This is a genomic window from Shewanella sp. W3-18-1 (assembly GCF_000015185.1).
Classification (GTDB): domain Bacteria; phylum Pseudomonadota; class Gammaproteobacteria; order Enterobacterales; family Shewanellaceae; genus Shewanella; species Shewanella putrefaciens.
The window spans coordinates 2,736,302-2,756,378 of the sequence record NC_008750.1 but is presented as its reverse complement, the minus strand read 5'-3'; the positions used below and the strand labels follow the sequence as shown (position 1 = coordinate 2,756,378).

Here is a 20,077-nt window from a genome sequence, read left to right as displayed (position 1 = left end):
AATGGGAATAGAATTAATGAAGTCAAAGTTGGATAAAGCCCTGTCCTTGGTTGCCTTAGGTGTCCTTGGTGTATTGAACAGTGCCCATGCTGCACCTGTCTATGAAATTGTAAATATTGATAATTATGATCTACTAGGTACGCTTGAAGGCACTCGTAACGGGTATGCGTTAGGTGTGAATGCTAATGATGAATTAGTCGGTATTTCAAAGGGTAAGAAAAAACTCAACACTACCGATGTGGACGGTGGAGTGATTGATGTTGAAGATGGTATCGCACCAGAGGAAACCATCACTTATTCCATCACTACAGCAATAGTTGCCAACAACTTTGCCTTTATAGCTAAGGAAAACGACGATACATCTAATCCTTGGTTACCCACTTTTGATAGTATAAATGGCACAACTCCACCGCGTGATACTACTGTGACTAATTCAGTTGATACCTTTTATTATGGTATTAGCGATTCGGGTATCAAAGTAGGCAGCATGACCGCTCCTGAGAAAAAGGTTGAGAATACTGCAACTACCGATGCTACTGATGATTATTGGTATTACCGCGACTATGAATCCCGTGGCGTGGCTAAATCCAGTGATGCTGAAATACCGCTTCTTCCCCCTTATACCCAATACGTTAAGGATGATGAAACGGTTGAGTTGGGGGGGTGGTCGGCGGCAACGGCTATCAACAACAATAACCTCGTAGCGGGTTATGCGAGTACTGATATCAGTAAATATGGTAGCGATCGCGTGACTCACTGTTTAAGCACAGATAATACCTTGCCATTGGATGTATGTGTTCAACGTGAGCAATATCCCAACTCATCTGGAACTCGCAATATTCAATATCAAACACGTGCCTATGTGTGGAAAATTGAGGATGATAACACTGCGACAGGTACGGTTTTACCCCTTGGATTTACGCCCGCGAGTGATGACACCTTAACTTATACCGCGCAGGCGCTCGGTTTAAATGATAATGATGTTATTGTCGGTCGTTCCCATGTATATCGTAATGGAAATAGTAAGTCCCTAGCGCAAGATGCGGCTTATTGGATTAAGGATGCCGAAGGTAACTATCAATATCATTGGATCCCGATGTCAAACTCAGTTGCCAGCTCTATTGCCTATGATATCAATGATAATGGTATTGTTGTTGGTAGCTACCGCAGCTATATCCAAGGTTATTTGCGTGATAAGTTCTTCTATTTTGATATTAATACGCCGGATGTCAGCCCTGTGACGCCAAATGATTTTGCCTCTAAGCCAACGGATTTATCGAGTAAGCCTAAAGATATTAATAATAATGGCCAAGTAGTTGGTTATATTGAAACCACCTATGATAAAGAAAAACCACGTCCGAAGGCGGGCTTCTTATATGAGAAGTCAACGGGTGAGTTTAGTAATCTTAATAAGTTGCTGACATGTGAATCTAAAGGATTTGAAAAAGACGGTAGTGGTAACTGGAATCGCCATAAAGTCGCAGTTCAAGATGGTTCAGGTAAGACACTAACATACAATACCGATATCCTTGTGGTTGAAGCGTCCAGTATTAACGAAGAGGGCACTATTGTAGGTACGGCTTTTGTTCGTAAACCTTCATACCAGTTTGATAGCAGCGGTAATGTTGTGGTTGGCGAGAATGGATTACCGTTATTCGAATTAAGTGGTAGTGGAGAGCCTGTTACCGCTTATATTCCGCGTATGGTCGTGCTTAAGCCTATAGCCAATGGTGAAGCTTGTCCAATAGATGATAGTACGGATACGGGCAACTATGAACGTAAGGGAGCCGCGTCTTTAGCTTGGCTTTTTGCGTTACCATTGATTTGGTTCCGTCGCCGCGTTCGCTAGTTTTAAGCTTAAATTCAGATTAATAAAATCGAGGCTAAATGTCTCGATTTTTTTTAACTAGGATCTCAATAGTTTAAAAAATAGTCGATATAATGAGCGATTTTTTGATTGATCTTGGGGACAAAAAGCACTATTTCTATGGGTGAAGCTTTTGCTTCTATTTCACGTAGAACAGAGGACGCTTGCATGAAAAGACAAAAACGAGATCGTTTAGACAGAGCTTTTTCAAAAGGATTCCAAGCTGGTGTTGGTGGGCGCTCTAAGGAGCTCTGTCCTTATGCAAATCTTGATTCGCGATCGCAGTGGTTAGGCGGTTGGCGTGAAGGTGTGGATGGCCGAGTTAATGGGCTATTTAATAAATAACTGAGTTTAGCTCGTTAATTAAATAGCCCAGAACAAACGAAGTAATGCAGCACATTGCCCTCAGATGAGGGCATTTTTGTATCTATAAAAAATGTAGCAAAAGATAATTAGAAGGTTGATGTATCACTAAATACACCGACTTTGAGATCGGTTGCGCTGTAGATTTGACGACCATCAACTTCAAGAATTGCATCGGCAATTCCCATGACGAGTTTTCGGTGGATTGTGCGTTTGATATTCAGTTTATAGGTAACCTTTTTCGCACCGGGTAGCACTTGACCAGTAAACTTCACTTCACCAACGCCCAGTGCACGACCTTTACCTTCAGCACCTTCCCAGCCTAAATAGAACCCTACTAATTGCCACATGGCATCAAGGCCTAAACAACCAGGCATAACGGGATCGCTAATAAAATGACAGTCAAAAAACCATAATTCTGGATTAATATCGAGTTCAGCGACAATTTCACCTTTTCCAAACTCGCCACCATTATCATTGATAGTGACGATTCTATCGATCATCAGCATATTATCAACAGGAAGGCGAGGGGAGTTTGGACCAAATAATTTCCCATGGCCACAGGCGATGAGTTCTTCTTTATTGAAACTGTTTGCTTTATTCATTATTTTACTACTCCAGCAATAAGAACCGCCAAGATTAGCGAACACGTGTAAGCTAAACAACTCCGATCAGCTAATTAACGACGAAATAATCCCAATTTTGCGAGTAACCTCGTCATTATGCCAATTTCCTCTTCTCCATTACCCGCAAGCTTATCCAGTCTTTCTTGCACTAAACCATACAAAGAATCATGTGGGAAATCATTATCTTCGTCGGCAACACCCGCGGGCATTTGCATCAGTAGTTCAACGGCTTCATCCATATGCTCAATAGCATAGATATGGAATAAGCCTTTGCCTACAGCTGTTATCACTTTTGGGTCGAGGTTAAGTTGTAAAATATTCGATCTAGGCATAATCACGCCTTGCTCACCCGTTAAGCCTCGCCGTTCACATAAATTAAAAAAGCCTTCAATTTTTTCGTTAATGCCACCAATAGCTTGTACATTACCGAATTGATCGAGTGCTCCAGTGATGGCTAAAGATTGAATAATGGGCTGCTCTGCAATCGCCGACATAAGGCAGCAATATTCCGCTAGCGACGCACTATCACCATCGATTTCTTGGTATGATTGCTCAAATACAATATTGGCATTGAGGTGTAATGGTGCATCTCTACCGAAGATGCGGTATAAGCAGGCCGATAGGATCATCATCCCTTTGGCATGAATATTCCCACCAAGTTCAGATTTTCTTTCAATATCTGCAACCTCACCATCCCCATAGTGTACCGATGCGGTGATGCGTGCGGGTTCACCATAACTATAATCAATCGCATCAATCACGGTTAGGCCGTTTATCTGTCCTACCATAGCCCCTGTTGTTGGCAGATTTATGAAATTGTCATCAAAACTCTGACCTGAAAATTCTTCGGAGCTGTTATGACGATAATTAGCTTGGGACAGGGCATATTCAATGTCGCTAGCATTGATGCTAGGTTTGCCACGGTAGGCTTTAGCTTGTGCCATCAACTGAGCAAAATCGAGCATAGATAAACTTAGACGACGTTGATGTTCTGTTAAGCGTGCGCTGTAACGAAATAGTGGCGCCAGACTTGACTGTTCTAATGTTACATCGACACTTTGCGCTACAGTTTGTAACCATGCTGCGTATTGTGATTCTTTATAGCGCATTAGGTCTATTTCACTGGCGAGTTCTGCTAAGAGGGTAAAATGACGCTGAAATTGCCAATCCTCAGAGCGCACTTGACTATAAATCATCCCTGCGCCCACTAGCACTATTTTACAATTTAATGGTACTGGGCTTAAGGTACTGCTAATTTGATACTCTTTTTGTGTGAGGATTTGCATGACTAAATCCCACAAGTTCTCACGTTTCCACAATGATTCTGCGCAAATAAACAGATAATGACATTGTGCGAGCGCACCTGCTTGGTATTTACTGCTATTACCCGATTGCACCATTCTTCCGAGTAAATCGACTCGTCGAATATTGCCGCTTAAATAACGATAAAGGACATTCTTTTCTGCAATGCAACCTTGGTTGTCTAATGGTTGCTCGTGTTGCCATTGAAATTGTATCGCTTCATCTACAGGCCGAGTTGCAACAAGATAAGCCGTGGATATAGGAGTCAAGGTATCCATCAGCGCACGTATCATTAAATGGCGATCAATACCGGGAAAATCGGCAAGATAGAGTTGTTGTTCTGCTATGGCATTGTGCAGTTTAAACGCATCTACAGCACGCTCTTGCCCTAAGAGTAAGGCGCTTAAATTGGCAGCCGACTGAGATAGGGAGGGGAGGCTAAATTCAGGTGCGAGTGAAGAAGTCGATATCAAGAGTGAATTCATATAAGCATTTACCGTGAAAAGTTACGCCGATTTTACCATACCAAGACAACAAATCTCTCACTGTATAGGTATTTTTGCGCGTGTTTATCTTTTTATTGATTAAAATCTACTGGGCATTCGTTGGAAAAACGATCTAGCTGAACATAAGATGAGCATTTGACACAATAATAAAAAATTGAGGTTTACAATGTGTTGGGATACTTATATTATTTGCGGCGTTCGGAGGGGTGGCAGAGTGGTTTAATGCACCGGTCTTGAAAACCGGCGTGGGTTTATAGCCCACCCAGGGTTCAAATCCCTGCTCCTCCGCCATATTTCACGGAAAAGGCTATCAGCAATGATAGCCTTTTTTGTTTATATCATTTGAACCCAGGTTCCTTATTTGAAACGCAGTTCCTCCGCCATATTAAGTCAAAACGCCGCTAAGCAATTCGCGGCGTTTTGCATTTGTACGGCTTGAACTCTTGGTTTCCTGATTTGGGATGCAGCTTCTTCACAACAAAATGTAACTGACAAAAAGAGGCGTATGGTTGTTTTAAGTATGCCGATTATTTGGTTCATTTTTAGTGGGTTGGACATGAAATCGTCAATCAACTCATTTAGCAATAAATTTAAGTTTACAGCGACATAAGAGATCGCTATTATCTCGCTCGTTCGGAGGGGTGGCAGAGTGGTTTAATGCACCGGTCTTGAAAACCGGCGTGGGTTTATAGCCCACCCAGGGTTCAAATCCCTGCTCCTCCGCCATATTAAGACAAAACGCCGCTAAGCAATTAGCGGCGTTTTGCATTTATACAGCTTGAACCCTTGGTTCCTGATTCGAAGCGCTGCTCCTCCACCATATTCTACAAAAAGGCCATTAGCAATGATGGTCTTTTTTGTTTGTTGAAACTCTGAGCCTAGAATTTAGTCGCTTGATAAGATGGACCATTTATTCATTGAAACTATAGCTTGACGTGTACGCTGGGTATTATTGCTTCGTTTTTAAAGGTATTTTATTGGTATATCATTCTGTGACGTTTCTTTAAATATCATCTAGTTAACAATATTCATTTTGTGCTTTGCGAAACGGGGTTGTTGGGCTAAATTAGCCATATAAACTCGTTATTCGTTTACTTTATGGTTTTCTTTAGTGGATGGATAGGGCAGTAAAATCGAAAAGGTGGATTAAGTTGATATCGATATATTTAGTTGACGATCATGAGCTTGTAAGAACTGGGATCCGCCGCATCTTGGAGGATGAACGTGGGATTAAAGTGATAGGTGAAGCCCCTGATGGTGAAACCGCGGTACAATGGTCTCGCCAAAATGAAGCTGATGTCATCTTAATGGATATGAATATGCCTGGGATGGGGGGCCTGGAAGCCACTCGTAAAATTTTACGTTATCAACCCCATGCAAAAATTATTGTGTTAACTGTTCACACGGAAGATCCGTTCCCAAGTAAAGTGATGCAGGCGGGAGCTTCGGGGTATCTCACAAAAGGGGCTACACCACCTGAAGTATTACAAGCGATACGTCAGGTTTCCCGTGGGCAGCGTTATTTATCCCCCGAAATTGCCCAGCAAATGGCGCTGAGTCAATTTAACCCCGCTGATGAAAATCCATTTAAGGCCTTGTCTGAGCGTGAATTGCAGATCATGTTAATGATCACTAATGGTGAGAAGGTGAATGATATTTCTGAGCAGCTCAACCTCAGTCCTAAAACGGTTAACAGCTATCGCTACCGTCTATTCGCTAAGCTTGGGATCAGTGGTGATGTCGAACTGACACGTTTAGCCATTCGTTACAAAATGCTGGATGCGGGTCATTTTTAATTCAAAGGTATGTTCGTTTTTGATGTTGATATCTTGTCTGCCTATTGAAAGTTATGGGTGTGAATAATGTCGAGTGTTTTTAACGCCCAAAGTTTTTTACGCACGGTTTCATCTTCTGCCGGGGTTTATCGCATGTATGACGTCAAGGGTGACGTCATCTATGTGGGAAAAGCCAAGGATCTTAAAAAACGGCTTTCGTCGTATTTTCGTAAAAATTTAGACAATGTTAAGACTCAAGCCTTAGTCTCGCATATTCACCATATTGATGTGACACTGACCCACAGTGAAACCGATGCCTTGTTGCTTGAAAATGATTACATCAAGCAATACATGCCTAAATACAATGTGTTGTTGCGTGATGATAAATCTTACCCTTACATTTTATTAAGCCAACACGAACACCCAAGGCTTGCCTATCATCGTGGCCCACAGCGTGAAAAAGGCCATTATTTTGGCCCTTACCCCAATGGCGGCGCGGTACGTGAAAGCCTGCATTTAATGCAGAAACTCTTTCCTATTCGTCAATGTGACGACCTTTATTACAAATCCCGTTCACGGCCCTGTTTGCAGTATCAGCTTTCCCGCTGTAGTGCGCCTTGCGTGGGAAAAGTCAGCAATGCCGACTACGACGAACAAGTGAAACTTGCTAGCTTATTTTTAAAAGGCAAAGATCAGCAAGTGATCAGCACGTTAGTGGCTAAGATGGAGCAGGCGGCGCAGCAGCAGGAATATGAACAGGCGGCACGCTTTCGTGATCAAATTATGGCGCTGCGTAAGGTCGCTGAGCAGCAGGAAGTATCGAACAATAAAGGCGATATGGATGTGATTGGTGTGCACTATGCGTCGGGTATCGCCTGTTTCCATTTGTTATTTATCCGCGAGGGTAAAATCTTTGGTAGTCGCAGTTATTATCCTTCTGTGCCGGCCCAGACGGATATGGATGAAGTGCTGCGATCCTTTATTCTGCAGTTTTACTTAAATGCCGATATACAGCGCACTATTCCAAAGGAAGTGGTTATCAGCCACAACTTTGAAGAGTTGCACGAGCTGGAGGCCGCGGTATCCATTGCACTGAATAAAAAGTTTTCGATAAAGACCAATGTGCGTGCCGATAGGGCGAGTTTTTTACGCTTGGCTGTGACCAATGCCACCAATGCTGTCATCACGCGTTTATCCCATAAGAACACGGTCGAGCAGCGTTTTGTATTATTAGAAGAAATTTTAGAATTGAGTACACCTATATACCGTATGGAATGTTTTGATATCAGTCATACTATGGGAGAAAGTACCGTTGCCTCCTGTGTGGTATTTAACCGTGAAGGGCCACATAAAGGAGAATATCGTCGCTATAATATCGAAGGTATTACGCCTGGTGATGATTATGCTGCGATGAAACAAGCCATCACTCGCCGTTTTGATAAGATTGAAGCAGGCGGTAAAATCCCTGATATTCTGTTTATCGATGGTGGCTTAGGGCAATTACGCATTGCTCAGAAAATTGTAGATGAAAAATTTGTCCATCTCGATAAAGCGCCGCAATTGATTGGAGTGGCTAAAGGGGAGGGGCGTAAGCCGGGGCTAGAAACATTAATTTTAGGGGATACAGAAACGAGTTTTTCCCTTGAAGGTGATTCACCTGCATTACATCTGATTCAGCATATTCGTGATGAATCCCATCGATTTGCGATTACAGGACATCGCAATCGTCGTCAGAAAACGCGCAATACCTCGACGTTGGAATCTATTCCTGGTATTGGTCCTAAACGTCGTAAAGCACTCTTACAGCATCTTGGTGGGTTACAGGAGGTGAAGGGGGCGAGTGTAGCCGAATTAGTTAAAGTGCCTGGGATCAGTATAGAAATGGCACAAACCATTCATGATGCATTGCGAGGGTGATAAAATTAAGGCAAGATTGGCGCTGCTTTTGACTAACTGGTTTGATCATGCCGTTTAACTTACCTATAGCATTAACCCTTTTCAGGCTTTTTTTACTGCCTATCTTTGTCGTGTTGTTTTACTTACCCTATAGCTGGACGCCTTTCGTCGCAGCCTTCATCTTCTGGTTGGCGGCGTTAACGGATGCATTAGATGGTTATGCGGCACGTAAATTAAAGCAATTGACTCGCTTTGGTGCTTTTCTCGATCCTGTTGCTGACAAGCTTATGGTGATTACCGCACTTGTTTTATTAGTGGATCAATATGCTAATGTTTGGCTCACTTTACCTGCACTCTTTATGATTGGCCGTGAAATTGTGATTTCAGCCTTAAGAGAATGGATGGCTGAAATTGGTAAACGTGGCACAGTTGCTGTGTCTTGGATTGGCAAATATAAAACTGCCGCTCAGATGGTGGCGATAATAGGATTGATTTGGCAATACAATCCATTGATGACCAATGCTGCATTTGTGTTGCTGTATATTGCGGCTGTATTAACTTTCTGGTCAATGATGAGTTACATTTTAGCCGCTTGGAAAGATCTCACTGCCGAGTAGTGCAATAAAAAATCAAACAGATTATTTAGTGTGCAAGCAGTAAGTTATCGTTAAAACAGCGGTTGACACTGAGTGTCAAAAAGGTAGAATGCCTCCCCGTAGACAAAGGATGGCGTGAAAACAAAGTCTTAACCCTACAAAAAGAATTAAAGGCAGTTTTAACTCAAAAATTAAAGCATAAAATGCTTATTTTAGTGGGTTAAAAGCAAAAGCGACATTAGCTCAGTTGGTAGAGCGATACCTTGCCAAGGTATAGGTCATCGGTTCGAACCCGATATGTCGCTCCAAATTCTAAAAGTCTAATTTTGCTTAAGCTGAGTTGGTCTTTAGCTAGAATAATGGCGCGATGGCAGAATGGCTATGCTGCGGATTGCAAATCCGTCGATCTCGGTTCGACTCCGGGTCGCGCCTCCATGTATATACAATATTAATGACACGATTCCCGTTGTTAATATGAAGAGTTTGCCCGAGTGGTGGAATCGGTAGACACAAGGGATTTAAAATCCCTCGCTGGTAACAGCGTGCCAGTTCAAGTCTGGCCTCGGGTACCATTATTATAATGGTGACAGCTCAAATTGAGCTGAAGCGTTAAACTTCGTTACCTTGTGAAAGAGCGAAGCAAAGAGTTAACAATATCAAAAGCAAAGCTTGCGATATACAGAGTTTGCCCGAGTGGTGGAATCGGTAGACACAAGGGATTTAAAATCCCTCGCTGGTAACAGCGTGCCAGTTCAAGTCTGGCCTCGGGTACCATTATTCTTAGTGAATAGTAAAAAAGCCTCGACATTAGTCGGGGCTTTTTTGCATTCTGGCGATTAATGAATTTTTCATTGGCCAGATTTGACTGACACGCTAGGCGTGCCACTTTCAATACAAGCGCAGTCTGGCCTCGGGTACCATTATTCTTAGTGAATAGTAAATAAGCCTCGACATTAGTCGGGGCTTTTTTGCATTCTGGCGATTAATGAATTTTTCATTGGCTAGATTTGACTGACACGCTAGGCGTGCCACTTTCAATACAAGCGCAGTCTGGCCTCGGGTACCATTATTCTGCGTGAATAGTAAATAAGCCTCGACATTAGTCGGGGCTTTTTTGCATTCTGGCGATTAATGAATTTTTCATTGGCTAGATTTGACTGACACGCTAGGCGTGCCATTTTCAATACAAGCGCAGTCTGGCCTCGGGTACCATTATTCTGCGTGAATAGCATCAAACCTCAACAATAGCTGAGGCTTTTTTGCAATTAGCATTTTTAGCATCTGACGCTATATCGACAAGTGCTAAATCAGCATTTATGTGAATTTAGGAGAACAGCGTTTCTTCTAGGGTTCGACCTCTTAGAAGCATTTTATATTGCCATTGATGGGAGTCTAAAAGTGAAAGTAATGCGATTTCAACATCATAATGAGTCGGGAAATTTTCCTCTTTATACTTATCTTTATTGTCTAGCTGAATAATAAACACATTAGTTTGCTTAGAACTGATATTGATCACACCACTGAGTTTCGCTATTTCCTGTAGTAATTTTTCACTGTCACAGCTTTGCATCGTTAATGTGAGATAGTCACTATCGGTGGAGGCGCGCATTGAGACAGATTGACTTAATTCACCTTTGTCGAGATACAACACTTGATCGCAAAGTTTTTCTAATTCATCAAGATTATGGGAACTGATCATAAAGGTTGTCGTAGTTGACAGTGCTTTTACCAGTTCTCGCACTTTTTTAGCATTAGCGGGATCGAGTCCTGCCGTCGGTTCATCCAGTAGCACTAGTTGCGGTGAGCCAATCAAGGCTTGGGCAATGGCGACACGTTTACTCATGCCATGGCTTAGGCTAGGAGGCTTTTGCTGAGCCACTTCAGCCAAATCTACTAAGGTCAGTACTCGTAATGCTTCTTTCGCTGCAACATGAGCATTCATCCCCTGTAAACGGGCGAAAAAAGCCAATTGACTTGCAATAGTGAGGTTGGGATCGAGTGCAGCATCCTGAGGTAATGCTGCTATTTTACCTAAGAGTTTGGGACTATTGGGGGCTTCACCCAGCAAGGTTATTGTGCCAGCGCTTGGGGATAAATAGCCGCATAGTAAACTAAATAGCGTGGTTTTACCTGCACCATTAGGGCCAACAAGGGCAATGGGGGCGCCCGCTTCAAGGTTAAAGCTGACATCATTTAAGGCTTGTTTGCTTCCGTAGGATTTAGATAAGCCTTGGCATTGGATCAGACTCATAGCGAACTCCGTTGCATGTAAATGCGGCAAAGCAATAGGGCTGCCATAGTTTGTAATAATGGAATGGGTGTAAAAGCCAGACTATTGAAACCATTAGTATTGAGCATATCTGAGAGTTGTGCGCCAGGTAGCAACCATTGGAGCTCGGCAAAAACACTGGACTGATTACTTAATAATAGAATGGTCAGTGATACCAGAGTCCATAAAATGGTTGCCAACACCATAGCTTGACGGGCTGTTCTGGCATATAAAGACAATAAGGTCATCACGGCGGTGAAAGGTAAAATCACGATAATGAGATTGAGCCCCACTAAGGCTCCAGAGCTTAAGGCTTCTAATATCAAATGACTATCTCGGCTGAGCGCAAGTGCGATAGTCGCAATGATGGTCAGCAGGATAAGTAAGCCTTGGATCAGGATTTGACCGAGGAAACGTCCCAAGAGCAGACTATCACGGCTGGTACGTATACTTAAAAATCGTAAGGTGCCACGGGTTTTATCCGACGAAAACTGATCCGCAGCGATAAGAATGCTAAACATAGGAAATAAATAGAGAGCAAAACACCAAAATACCGCCATTTCAGCCACTGGCCATTCGAACAAGACATTAAGGGTATTTACGCCAAAAAGACTATCAACTAAGTCTTTGATATTGGGCTGCAGTAACATCGCTGAAGCGCCTTGAATGGGGTAGAGCAATAGAACACCCCAGACGAGTGCGAAGGCAATTATTGCGATGATCCCTCGGGTATTAAAGAGAAATTTACGCAATTCAAAGGTAGCGATAATCAGCATATTTTTAAATGTGCTTGGCGGATGATTTGTCATTAACAGTCTCTATCATTGCATGGGTTGGTATGACCCATGCTGGTACCATATAGTGAGGCTTATGCTGTTAGCCTAGGTTAACGATGCAATGAGCTCATCGAATTTTTGTGTAAGTGTGGCGACTTGCTGTTCTAGCTCAGTGACTCTTGCAACCAATGCTCCATGTTCGACTAATGCTGCGACAGGAGCAGTATGGAGTTTATCTGTGTGATCACTGGTTGTTACCACATTAGCTGACGTCTCAGAAAACAATTCCACATAGCGACTTTCACGTCGCCCAGGTTCCCTTGGTAGTTGCTTTAAGATTGGTTTAGTGCGGCTGATTAGTTGCTTAATGCAATCTTCAACTTCGATCACATCTTTAAATTCGTGGAGTCTATTGCTTCTGGTGCGTAATTCCCCCGGTGTTTGTGGACCACGTAGCAACAATAAACAGACGATGGCAACCGCGGCGGGTGACAATTGTAATTCGCTAAATTCGGTATTGCAGAATCGATGCTTATATTTGACTACGCGACTGCCAAATCCCGATTGCTCGCTGATGAGACGCTTTTTAGTTAGGGAGTCAAGGGCATCTTGCACTTGAGCTTCGCTTAAGTCCAACACGGGTTCACGGCTGGTTTTTTGATTACAGGCTAAGGTCAATGCGTTTAGCGAGAGTGGATATTGCTCGGGAGTGGTGATTTCTTTTTCCAGCAGGCATCCGATGACTCTGGCTTCGTGTAACGTGAGTTCCATATAAGCTCCAAAGAAAAAAGCATGGCTTTGTTTATAACAGAGCCATGCTTAATATCCTAGTTCTTGTCAGTAAAACGCTGTCTTAGTGGCGGTAAACTGTACAACTTAGTAAACAATCATGTTGATTATTCTGCCGTTTCAGTTAAACGCAGCCCGTCATTATCGATACTCAGTTGGCCATTTTTGAATAGGCCTCCAATGGCTTTTTTAAAGGCTTTTTTGCTCATACCGAGTTGATCATAAATGATTTCTGCATCGGTTTTATCGGTTAAGGCTAAAAAACCTCCCGCTTGTTTGAGTTTAATCAAAATGATATGGGCATGTTTATCGAGTTCTTGTTTATTGCCCTGTTGCAGTACCAGATCGATTTTGCCGTCGCGGCGCACTTGTTTAATATAGCCTTTGACTCGCTGACCAAAACGCAGTTTTTGGAACACTTCGTTTTCGTAAATCACACCCCAATGAGCATGATTAATAATGGCTTTGTAGCCTAAATCTGTGGTGCCACCGATATATAAATCGACCTGTTGTCCAGCGGTGTAGTCTGGCTCAGTTTTATCAAGAAACTTATCAATTTTAGAGGAGGCAACAATCCGTTCATCGGCACGATTTGCATGCACATAAACCAAATAAGAACGACCTTCTTCGATAGGCTTATGTTGCTCACCGAAGGGCAGTAATAGGTCTTTATCTAAGCCCCAGTCTAAAAAGGCACCATAGGGACCCGTTGCAACGGCTTTTAAATAAGCAAATTCCCCCACCTGTGCCAATGGACGGCGCGTGGTGGCAATCACGATATCTTCAGAATCGAGATACAGAAACACGTCAAGCAGATCACCGACTTGGCAGTCTTTCGGGGTGACTTTGTTTGGCAGCAGTACTTGCCCTAATTCGTGGGCGTTTAAATACACGCCAAAGCTGACTTGTTTTACAACCTCAAGTTTGCAGGTTTTACCTATCTGTACCATGGATTTCTCTGTGCATATGGATATTGTTCGGCGACGATTATAACTGTTTTAGTATTGAAACTGCAGTTTTATTGCCAACGGAAGGGTGATGGGGAAAGAACGGCCAGTATGGGCTAAAACAAAGGTGTAATGGGATTTGTACATTCTCCATTTTGGACTTTCGTTTTTTGTACCTCAAAGCACTCAACTTATATTGAATCGCAGAGTGTGCCAATGGTGTTGATTTTCTTAGTGAGCCTATTAAAAAATATTGAACAGCATTAATTGGTTTTCATATCTTAAGTTGCTTATTTTAAAGTATAAAAAATATTGATGATAATAATATTTGTTACCGAGGTGTATGTTATATTTTAACGCAAAATAATTAATGAGATTCTTGCTTGCATTCTGTGACATTGCGCGGTTTAATTGCGCCGTTTAGCGAGTTAGCTCGTTACATACATGACAAATATTACGTGAGTAGTAAAGGTTTTATGGTTCACTGGTCATTAACCGTGTAACAAATAATATATAGTTGTTACATGGGGTTAAGAGGGTTTTTTAGCTAATGCACAAGCATCCATTTTTTTCGCTTTGCCTAAAAGCGTCACAATGCCAGCGCGCCATTGTCGTACCTTATGATGATACTGGCCTTAAACATCTCACGTTAATTCGCATCAATTCTGGCCGCGAAGAAGCCAACAGTCCCCTGTTATCATAATCTTGCCTCTTTTTAGGTGGTCATTGCTCAATGCTTTACCGCTTAATATGTAAAATTGATCCTTAATGTTATTTATATTTGCGTTGTAAACACTCTTTGTAGAGCGACTTCGGCCGTGTAGGCCAAAGCTTTTGAAGGCGTGATCTGCTCGCTTGTTTTGACTTATTGGGCATTTTCTCCCAAAAGGCGCAAAATGGTCACACTAGGGGAAGGCTGTCGGGTTGGTTAGATGCGTTTGCATCAGAGATGTCCCTGAGCAGAATAATATTAGAGCGGCATGTTATTGCGGCTTTAGTGAAAATAGCAGCAATGTCACTTAAATTTACGTGACTTTGCTGCATCAGTAAAAGGTGAAGTCACCTTTAGTGTATGTCAGGTAAGGTATCCCTTTGCCTGGGTTTGTCGAACGGGCGGTCTTGCAAAATGCAGCGGCCGTTTAACCCATTTTTTAATAGACGGGCTAAATAAAAATGAATGATTGGTCTATTGATGATGCTCGTGCTGGGTACAATGTTACTCACTGGAGCCAAGGTTTTTATGGGATTAGCGATCAAGGTGAGGTGACAGTGTCGCCGGATCCTAAAAATCCTGAATACAAGATTGGCTTAAATGAGCTAGCCAAAGACATGGTTAAAGCGGGGGTCGCTTTACCTGTACTAGTTCGTTTTCCGCAGATCCTGCACCACAGAGTGAACAGTTTGTGCCAAGCATTCGACCAAGCGATACAGAAGTATGAGTATCAGGCGGACTATTTGTTGGTTTACCCGATTAAAGTTAACCAACAACAAACTGTGGTGGAAGAGATCCTAGCGAGTCAGGCATCAAAAGAAGTTCCGCAACTGGGTTTAGAAGCGGGCAGTAAGCCTGAATTGATGGCTGTGCTCGCGATGGCACAAAAAGCCAGTTCAGTGATTGTTTGTAATGGTTATAAAGATAACGAATATATTCGCTTAGCACTGATTGGTGAAAAGTTAGGCCACAAGGTCTATATCGTTTTAGAGAAACTGTCTGAGCTTAAGATGGTATTAGCTGAATCTAAACGTCTGGGCGTGACACCGCGTTTAGGTCTACGTGCGCGTTTAGCGTTCCAAGGCAAAGGCAAGTGGCAGGCGAGTGGCGGTGAAAAGTCGAAATTTGGTTTATCTGCAGCGCAAATTTTAACCGTGGTTGACCAGTTGAAACAAAACGATATGCTGGATTCGTTGCAATTGCTGCATTTCCATTTAGGTTCGCAAATTGCCAATATTCGTGATATTCGCCAAGGTGTAAGCGAAGCGGGTCGTTTCTACTGTGAATTACGTGAGTTGGGAGCAAGCGTTAATTGCTTCGACGTGGGTGGTGGTTTAGCGGTAGATTACGATGGTACTCGCAGCCAAAGTAATAATTCAATGAATTATGGCCTCACCGAATACGCCAACAATATCGTTAATGTATTGACTGATATCTGTAATGAATATGCGCAGCCTATGCCACGTATTATTTCAGAGTCTGGACGTTATTTAACGGCACATCACGCCGTATTGATCACGGATGTGATCGGTACAGAGGCTTACCAACCTGAAAATATTCAACCGCCAGCGGAAGAGTCCCCCCAGTTATTGCACAACATGTGGCATTCATGGTCTGAGATCAGCGGCCGTGCTGATCAACGCGCTTTGATTGAGATTTATCATGATAGCCAAAGTGACTTACAAGAAGCGCAGTCACTGTTTGCTTTAGGTCAGTTAAGTTTGGCTGAACGTGCGTGGGCTGAGCAGGCCAATCTACGTGTTTGTCATGAAGTTCAAGGGTTGTTGAGCACTAAAAACCGTTATCACAGACCGATTATTGACGAACTCAATGAAAAGTTGGCTGATAAGTTCTTCGTAAACTTCTCGCTATTCCAGTCATTACCAGATGCTTGGGGTATTGATCAAGTGTTCCCTGTATTGCCGCTTTCGGGATTAGATAAAGCGCCAGAGCGCCGCGCTGTGATGCTGGATATTACCTGTGACTCTGACGGTATTGTTGATCAATATGTCGATGGTCAAGGGATTGAAACCACGCTACCAGTACCAGCATGGAGCGCTGAAAGTCCATATTTGATTGGTTTCTTCCTTGTGGGAGCTTATCAAGAAATTTTGGGTGATATGCACAATCTTTTTGGTGATACCAACTCCGCGGTAGTTCGGATTGAAGAGAATGGTGTCACGAATATTGAATCTGTGCTAGCGGGTGATACGGTTGCTGACGTATTGCGTTACGTTAACTTAGATGCAGTGGCCTTTATGCGCACTTACGAAGAGTTAGTGAATTTACATATTGAAGAAGATGAACGCGCACAAATTTTAGAAGAACTGCAAGTTGGCCTTAAAGGTTACACTTATTTAGAAGATTTTTCTTAATTTTTAATGTGTTAAATTAAATCAGCCTAGGGTGACTTAGGCTGATTTTTGTTTTTATAAGGGAAAGATTTTCGCTTTTATTGCAGTCTGAGTCGTGTAAAATCCCGTTGTTCTAGGATTAAGTAAAGGATGAGTGACGATCATGAGGTCAAAGAGTTGATGTTTTTCGAAGGTTCAGAAAAAAAGCTCGAGATTATCGTGACCCCAGTTGCGGCTAATTTACGCCAATTGGATTTATCTTTTTGGTCATCCTTAGTGCGATGCGCCAATGCGGATATCCTTTCTACGCTGAAAAGTGAACACTGTGATGCTTATTTACTCAGTGAATCTAGCCTGTTTGTTTGGGATGATAGAATTTTAATTTTAACCTGTGGTAACAGCATGTTAGTCAATGCTGCTTGCTATTTTATTGACAAGTTAATGGTCAATAATATCGCATTAGTCAGCTACCAGCGCAAAAATGAATACCATTCCCACTTGCAAAACAGCACCTTTGCCGATGATATTGTTCAATTGCGTCGACTCATCTCTGGCAAGGCGTTTCGTATCGGACATTTAGACTCACATCACCATTATTTTTTCTGCTCAGAAGGGCGCTATCATGCCCAATCGGACGATAATACCTTAGAGTTGCTCATGTACCATATTCGGGGCGAGTTTGCCGACTATCTTAACGGTGAGGTACAAACCAAATCCGAGATTTGTGCGTGGCTTGAATTGGATAGATTATTTCCTGAATTCACCTTTGATGCTCATTTATTTGAGCCATATGGCTTTTCAATGAATGGACTTTGGGGGAAGTATTACATTACGTTGCATATTACGCCCCAGGCTGGACAAGCGTATGGCTGCTCCTATGTGAGTTTTGAAACTAATCTTGATTTGTCACTATATCCCTACGCTGTGCTCGAGCATTTGTTAAGCGTGTTTTCCCCTGTGAGTTGGGATGTGATTGGGTTTAACCATCCTATCGAGACACAAGTATTTCCTGCACATTTATGCTTAGGGAGTTGTTCATTAACGACCGAGCAAGGTTATAACATTCGTTTTAACCACTATCAGCAGTGTCAGATTGAAGTACTGATCCCTGAAGTCATGTAAATTATTGGTATTTGTCTTTTTGGAGAATACCATGGATTTTTTGTTGATATTTTTATCTTTTGTTGCCATTGAGAAAGGCTAAGATTTTTTATTTTGCGTGGTAAACTCATCCCATTGATGCGATAGCTTTTTGCTGTAATAAAAGTGATTGCCATGATTAGACTGCCCGTTTGCTTAAGGAATTCCCCATGACAGATCTCAGTGATATCCGCCGCGAGTATGCTAAAGGCGGCTTAAGACGTGCCGACTTACCGCAAAACCCGATGGACTTGTTTGCACTGTGGATGACACAGGCGAGGGATGCTGAGCTTAGCGATCCCACTGCAATGTGTGTGGCAACTGTGGATGAACAAGGTCAACCTTTTCAAAGGATTGTGTTACTTAAGCGTTTTGATGACACAGGTTTTGTGTTTTTCACTAACTTAGGCAGCCGTAAGGCACAGCAGATCGCAGCCAATAATAAAGTCAGTTTACATTTCCCTTGGCATCCTTTGGAGCGCCAAGTCTCGGTGCTTGGCGAAGCTCAGGCCCTTTCTACTACTGAAGTACTTAAATACTTTATGACTCGGCCTAAAGACAGCCAAATTGCCGCATGGGTATCGCAGCAATCGAGTAAACTCAGTGCTAGACAAGTGCTTGAGGGCAAATTTTTCGAAATGAAGGCTAAGTTCGCTAAGGGGGATGTGCCCTTGCCTAGTTTTTGGGGGGGATATCTTGTCAGACCCAAGAGTATCGAATTTTGGCAGGGAGGAGAGCACAGATTGCATGATCGTTTTATTTATACTCGCGATAATACTCAGTGGATTATCGATCGTTTAGCCCCATAATCGGGTGTGAAATCTTGTTTCAGATATTTGATGTGACGAAATAGTCGAATCGCGGAGCCACTCTAGGTTGAGTGATTATGATTAAGTCGCCATTGTTTAAGTCGTTATTATTGATTGAGTATCCAAGTATTGAGTGATTATAAAATTTGGGTTGATGCCGACGCTTGCCCTAATCCTATCAAAGAAATACTCTTTCGGGCGGCAGAGCGAAAAGCCTTACCCCTTGTGCTAGTCGCAAATCAGATGATCCGTGTACCACCATCGCCTTATATCAGCCAAATTCGAGTGGGGGCGGGGTTTGACGTAGCGGATCAATATATTGTCGATCATGTTAAGCCTACGCATTTAGTGATCACGGCGGATATTCCTTTGGCCGCCTTAGTGATTGAAAAGGGCGCTTTGGCACTCAATCCCCGTGGTGAGTTGTACACCATCGATAACATAAAACAAAAATTAACGATGCGGGACTTCATGGAAGACTTGAGAGGTTCTGGCGTGCACACTGGTGGTCCAGATTCGTTCTCACAAGCGGATAAACAGGCTTTTGCCAACAGTTTAGATAAATGGTTAGTGCGAGTTTGAGTCATTGTTTACTGGTCGCTAATAGAGAAAAAGAGTATCTTTGGTGATCATAAATGGATGTAAATCACGATTAATTTGCTTGAATATAGCGTTTAAACTGACTCTTTGAGGGCTGATGCAATGAACAAATGGATTGGAATTTCGGCATTGTTAACCATGGTGAGCTTTAGCTGTGCGGCACACTGGCAAGTCATGGAGCAAGATTCACGAGTCAGTTTTATCTCATTAAAAAAAGGTGATATAGGTGAGATACATCACTTTAAGCAACTCAAAGGTACGCTAAAAGATAATGGGCAATTTGAGTTAGTGATTCCGCTTACGAGTGTCTCGACAGGTATTGAAGTCCGTGATGAACGCATGCAAAATTTATTGTTTGAAGTGTCCTTATATCCAGAGCTTAAACTCACTTCGCAGGTAGATAGCAAAATGCTAAAGGATTTAGCGGCGGGGGAAACTAGCGTCACAGATATCGAGGGTAAAATTGCTTTTCATGGTAAAGAGCAAACTAAAACATTCTCGGTAATGTTGACCAAAATCTCCGATAATAAACTGATGGTTAGCAGCTTTCAGCCGATAATAATCAATGCTAATGAATTTGGGTTAGGCGCTGGTGTTGAAAAATTGCGGGATATTGCAGGGTTGTCTAGTATTAGCCAAGCCGTTCCTGTGTCTTTTGTACTAACCTTAACGCAGTAACATCAATAAGATTGGCGTAGATCAATATGTCTGCTGTGAGACTTAAGCTAAGGTGTGGTAGCAGCTGACATT

Annotated in this window: 17 protein-coding genes and 6 tRNA genes; 17 read left to right on the top strand and 6 right to left on the bottom strand. The window is 42.6% G+C overall.

The features are described 5' to 3' along the window. Nucleotides 1-16: 16 nt before the first annotated feature. Nucleotides 17-1,849: a DUF3466 family protein gene (locus tag SPUTW3181_RS12460; RefSeq protein WP_011789678.1), complete on the top strand. Its 1,833-nt coding sequence runs from the start codon at nucleotides 17-19 to the stop codon at nucleotides 1,847-1,849. A gap of 186 nt (nucleotides 1,850-2,035) precedes the next feature. Then, nucleotides 2,036-2,212 carry a ribosome modulation factor gene (gene rmf / locus SPUTW3181_RS12455; protein WP_006082074.1) on the top strand — a complete coding sequence of 59 codons (177 nt, stop codon included), beginning with the start codon at nucleotides 2,036-2,038 and terminating at the stop codon, nucleotides 2,210-2,212. Between the two features lie 107 nt (nucleotides 2,213-2,319). Here the strand turns inward: rmf and fabA are convergent, their stop codons facing one another. Further along, nucleotides 2,320-2,835, bottom strand: a complete 516-nt coding sequence (gene fabA / locus SPUTW3181_RS12450) for a bifunctional 3-hydroxydecanoyl-ACP dehydratase/trans-2-decenoyl-ACP isomerase (protein ID WP_011789677.1) — start codon at nucleotides 2,833-2,835, stop codon at nucleotides 2,320-2,322. Nucleotides 2,836-2,909: 74 nt separating this feature from the next. Beyond that, on the bottom strand, nucleotides 2,910-4,643 hold the full coding sequence (locus SPUTW3181_RS12445) for an AAA family ATPase (RefSeq protein ID WP_011789676.1): 1,734 nt from the start codon (nucleotides 4,641-4,643) through the stop codon (nucleotides 2,910-2,912). Between the two features lie 221 nt (nucleotides 4,644-4,864). Here SPUTW3181_RS12445 and SPUTW3181_RS12440 point away from each other — a divergent pair. The 9 genes from SPUTW3181_RS12440 to SPUTW3181_RS12400 all read left to right on the top strand — a co-directional run bounded on the left by SPUTW3181_RS12440 (nucleotide 4,865) and on the right by SPUTW3181_RS12400 (nucleotide 9,705). After that, nucleotides 4,865-4,955 (top strand) — tRNA-Ser (locus SPUTW3181_RS12440). 344 nt (nucleotides 4,956-5,299) lie between these two features. Continuing rightward, nucleotides 5,300-5,390, top strand: a tRNA-Ser gene (locus SPUTW3181_RS12435). Between the two features lie 425 nt (nucleotides 5,391-5,815). Then, nucleotides 5,816-6,460, top strand: a complete 645-nt coding sequence (uvrY, locus tag SPUTW3181_RS12430; RefSeq protein ID WP_014610364.1) for a UvrY/SirA/GacA family response regulator transcription factor — start codon at nucleotides 5,816-5,818, stop codon at nucleotides 6,458-6,460. Between the two features lie 66 nt (nucleotides 6,461-6,526). Next, nucleotides 6,527-8,356 (top strand): excinuclease ABC subunit UvrC, encoded by a 1,830-nt coding sequence (gene uvrC / locus SPUTW3181_RS12425; RefSeq protein WP_011789674.1) that lies wholly within the window; start codon nucleotides 6,527-6,529, stop codon nucleotides 8,354-8,356. 47 nt (nucleotides 8,357-8,403) lie between these two features. Next, nucleotides 8,404-8,952 carry a CDP-diacylglycerol--glycerol-3-phosphate 3-phosphatidyltransferase gene (pgsA, locus tag SPUTW3181_RS12420; RefSeq protein ID WP_011789673.1) on the top strand — a complete coding sequence of 183 codons (549 nt, stop codon included), beginning with the start codon at nucleotides 8,404-8,406 and terminating at the stop codon, nucleotides 8,950-8,952. Between the two features lie 211 nt (nucleotides 8,953-9,163). Continuing rightward, nucleotides 9,164-9,239, top strand: a tRNA-Gly gene (locus SPUTW3181_RS12415). 53 nt (nucleotides 9,240-9,292) lie between these two features. Further along, a tRNA-Cys gene (locus SPUTW3181_RS12410) sits at nucleotides 9,293-9,366 on the top strand. Between the two features lie 50 nt (nucleotides 9,367-9,416). Next, nucleotides 9,417-9,503 (top strand) — tRNA-Leu (locus tag SPUTW3181_RS12405). A 115-nt stretch (nucleotides 9,504-9,618) separates the two neighbouring features. Then, nucleotides 9,619-9,705, top strand: a tRNA-Leu gene (locus SPUTW3181_RS12400). Between the two features lie 550 nt (nucleotides 9,706-10,255). Here the strand turns inward: SPUTW3181_RS12400 and SPUTW3181_RS12395 are convergent. The 4 genes from SPUTW3181_RS12395 to SPUTW3181_RS12380 all read right to left on the bottom strand — a co-directional run bounded on the left by SPUTW3181_RS12395 (nucleotide 10,256) and on the right by SPUTW3181_RS12380 (nucleotide 13,715). After that, entirely contained in the window at nucleotides 10,256-11,182 is a 927-nt protein-coding gene (locus tag SPUTW3181_RS12395) for an ABC transporter ATP-binding protein (RefSeq protein ID WP_011789672.1), read from the bottom strand. Next, entirely contained in the window at nucleotides 11,179-12,009 is an 831-nt protein-coding gene (locus SPUTW3181_RS12390; protein ID WP_011789671.1) for an ABC transporter permease subunit, read from the bottom strand. The genes SPUTW3181_RS12395 and SPUTW3181_RS12390 overlap by 4 nt, the downstream gene beginning before the upstream one ends. A gap of 72 nt (nucleotides 12,010-12,081) precedes the next feature. After that, on the bottom strand, nucleotides 12,082-12,747 hold the full coding sequence (locus SPUTW3181_RS12385) for a YceH family protein (RefSeq protein WP_011789670.1): 666 nt from the start codon (nucleotides 12,745-12,747) through the stop codon (nucleotides 12,082-12,084). Nucleotides 12,748-12,872: 125 nt separating this feature from the next. Then, the gene (locus SPUTW3181_RS12380; RefSeq protein ID WP_011789669.1) at nucleotides 12,873-13,715 is read right to left on the bottom strand and encodes a S1 RNA-binding domain-containing protein; all 843 of its coding nucleotides are present in this window, start codon (nucleotides 13,713-13,715) and stop codon (nucleotides 12,873-12,875) included. Nucleotides 13,716-14,262: 547 nt separating this feature from the next. On the opposite strand from SPUTW3181_RS12380, the gene SPUTW3181_RS12375 reads away from it, so the two are divergent. From SPUTW3181_RS12375 to SPUTW3181_RS12350, 6 genes are all read left to right on the top strand, one after another. Next, nucleotides 14,263-14,415, top strand: coding sequence for a hypothetical protein (locus tag SPUTW3181_RS12375; RefSeq protein ID WP_014610370.1), 153 nt, complete (start codon nucleotides 14,263-14,265; stop codon nucleotides 14,413-14,415). Nucleotides 14,416-14,885: 470 nt separating this feature from the next. Then, complete coding sequence (gene speA / locus SPUTW3181_RS12370) at nucleotides 14,886-16,799, top strand: biosynthetic arginine decarboxylase (protein WP_011789668.1); 1,914 nt, start codon at nucleotides 14,886-14,888, stop codon at nucleotides 16,797-16,799. A gap of 159 nt (nucleotides 16,800-16,958) precedes the next feature. Next, nucleotides 16,959-17,900 carry an adenosylmethionine decarboxylase gene (locus SPUTW3181_RS12365; RefSeq protein WP_041408402.1) on the top strand — a complete coding sequence of 314 codons (942 nt, stop codon included), beginning with the start codon at nucleotides 16,959-16,961 and terminating at the stop codon, nucleotides 17,898-17,900. Between the two features lie 188 nt (nucleotides 17,901-18,088). Next, on the top strand, nucleotides 18,089-18,727 hold the full coding sequence (pdxH, locus tag SPUTW3181_RS12360; RefSeq protein WP_011789666.1) for a pyridoxamine 5'-phosphate oxidase: 639 nt from the start codon (nucleotides 18,089-18,091) through the stop codon (nucleotides 18,725-18,727). A 129-nt stretch (nucleotides 18,728-18,856) separates the two neighbouring features. Beyond that, the gene (locus SPUTW3181_RS12355) at nucleotides 18,857-19,309 is read left to right on the top strand and encodes a YaiI/YqxD family protein (RefSeq protein WP_014610373.1); all 453 of its coding nucleotides are present in this window, start codon (nucleotides 18,857-18,859) and stop codon (nucleotides 19,307-19,309) included. Between the two features lie 120 nt (nucleotides 19,310-19,429). Further along, nucleotides 19,430-20,005 carry a YceI family protein gene (locus SPUTW3181_RS12350; protein WP_011789664.1) on the top strand — a complete coding sequence of 192 codons (576 nt, stop codon included), beginning with the start codon at nucleotides 19,430-19,432 and terminating at the stop codon, nucleotides 20,003-20,005. The last annotated feature ends 72 nt before the right edge of the window (nucleotides 20,006-20,077 follow it).

Coding starts and splice junctions, on each gene's coding strand:
- SPUTW3181_RS12390 (WP_011789671.1), bottom strand. CDS start 12,009: ATGACAAATCATCCGCCAAGCACATTTAAAAATATGCTGATTATCGCT.
- fabA (WP_011789677.1), bottom strand. CDS start 2,835: ATGAATAAAGCAAACAGTTTCAATAAAGAAGAACTCATCGCCTGTGGC.
- SPUTW3181_RS12460 (WP_011789678.1), top strand. CDS start 17: ATGAAGTCAAAGTTGGATAAAGCCCTGTCCTTGGTTGCCTTAGGTGTC.
- SPUTW3181_RS12380 (WP_011789669.1), bottom strand. CDS start 13,715: ATGGTACAGATAGGTAAAACCTGCAAACTTGAGGTTGTAAAACAAGTC.
- rmf (WP_006082074.1), top strand. CDS start 2,036: ATGAAAAGACAAAAACGAGATCGTTTAGACAGAGCTTTTTCAAAAGGA.
- pgsA (WP_011789673.1), top strand. CDS start 8,404: ATGCCGTTTAACTTACCTATAGCATTAACCCTTTTCAGGCTTTTTTTA.
- uvrC (WP_011789674.1), top strand. CDS start 6,527: ATGTCGAGTGTTTTTAACGCCCAAAGTTTTTTACGCACGGTTTCATCT.
- SPUTW3181_RS12375 (WP_014610370.1), top strand. CDS start 14,263: ATGCACAAGCATCCATTTTTTTCGCTTTGCCTAAAAGCGTCACAATGC.
- SPUTW3181_RS12445 (WP_011789676.1), bottom strand. CDS start 4,643: ATGAATTCACTCTTGATATCGACTTCTTCACTCGCACCTGAATTTAGC.
- SPUTW3181_RS12365 (WP_041408402.1), top strand. CDS start 16,959: ATGTTTTTCGAAGGTTCAGAAAAAAAGCTCGAGATTATCGTGACCCCA.
- SPUTW3181_RS12350 (WP_011789664.1), top strand. CDS start 19,430: ATGAACAAATGGATTGGAATTTCGGCATTGTTAACCATGGTGAGCTTT.
- SPUTW3181_RS12395 (WP_011789672.1), bottom strand. CDS start 11,182: ATGAGTCTGATCCAATGCCAAGGCTTATCTAAATCCTACGGAAGCAAA.
- SPUTW3181_RS12385 (WP_011789670.1), bottom strand. CDS start 12,747: ATGGAACTCACGTTACACGAAGCCAGAGTCATCGGATGCCTGCTGGAA.
- pdxH (WP_011789666.1), top strand. CDS start 18,089: ATGACAGATCTCAGTGATATCCGCCGCGAGTATGCTAAAGGCGGCTTA.
- speA (WP_011789668.1), top strand. CDS start 14,886: ATGAATGATTGGTCTATTGATGATGCTCGTGCTGGGTACAATGTTACT.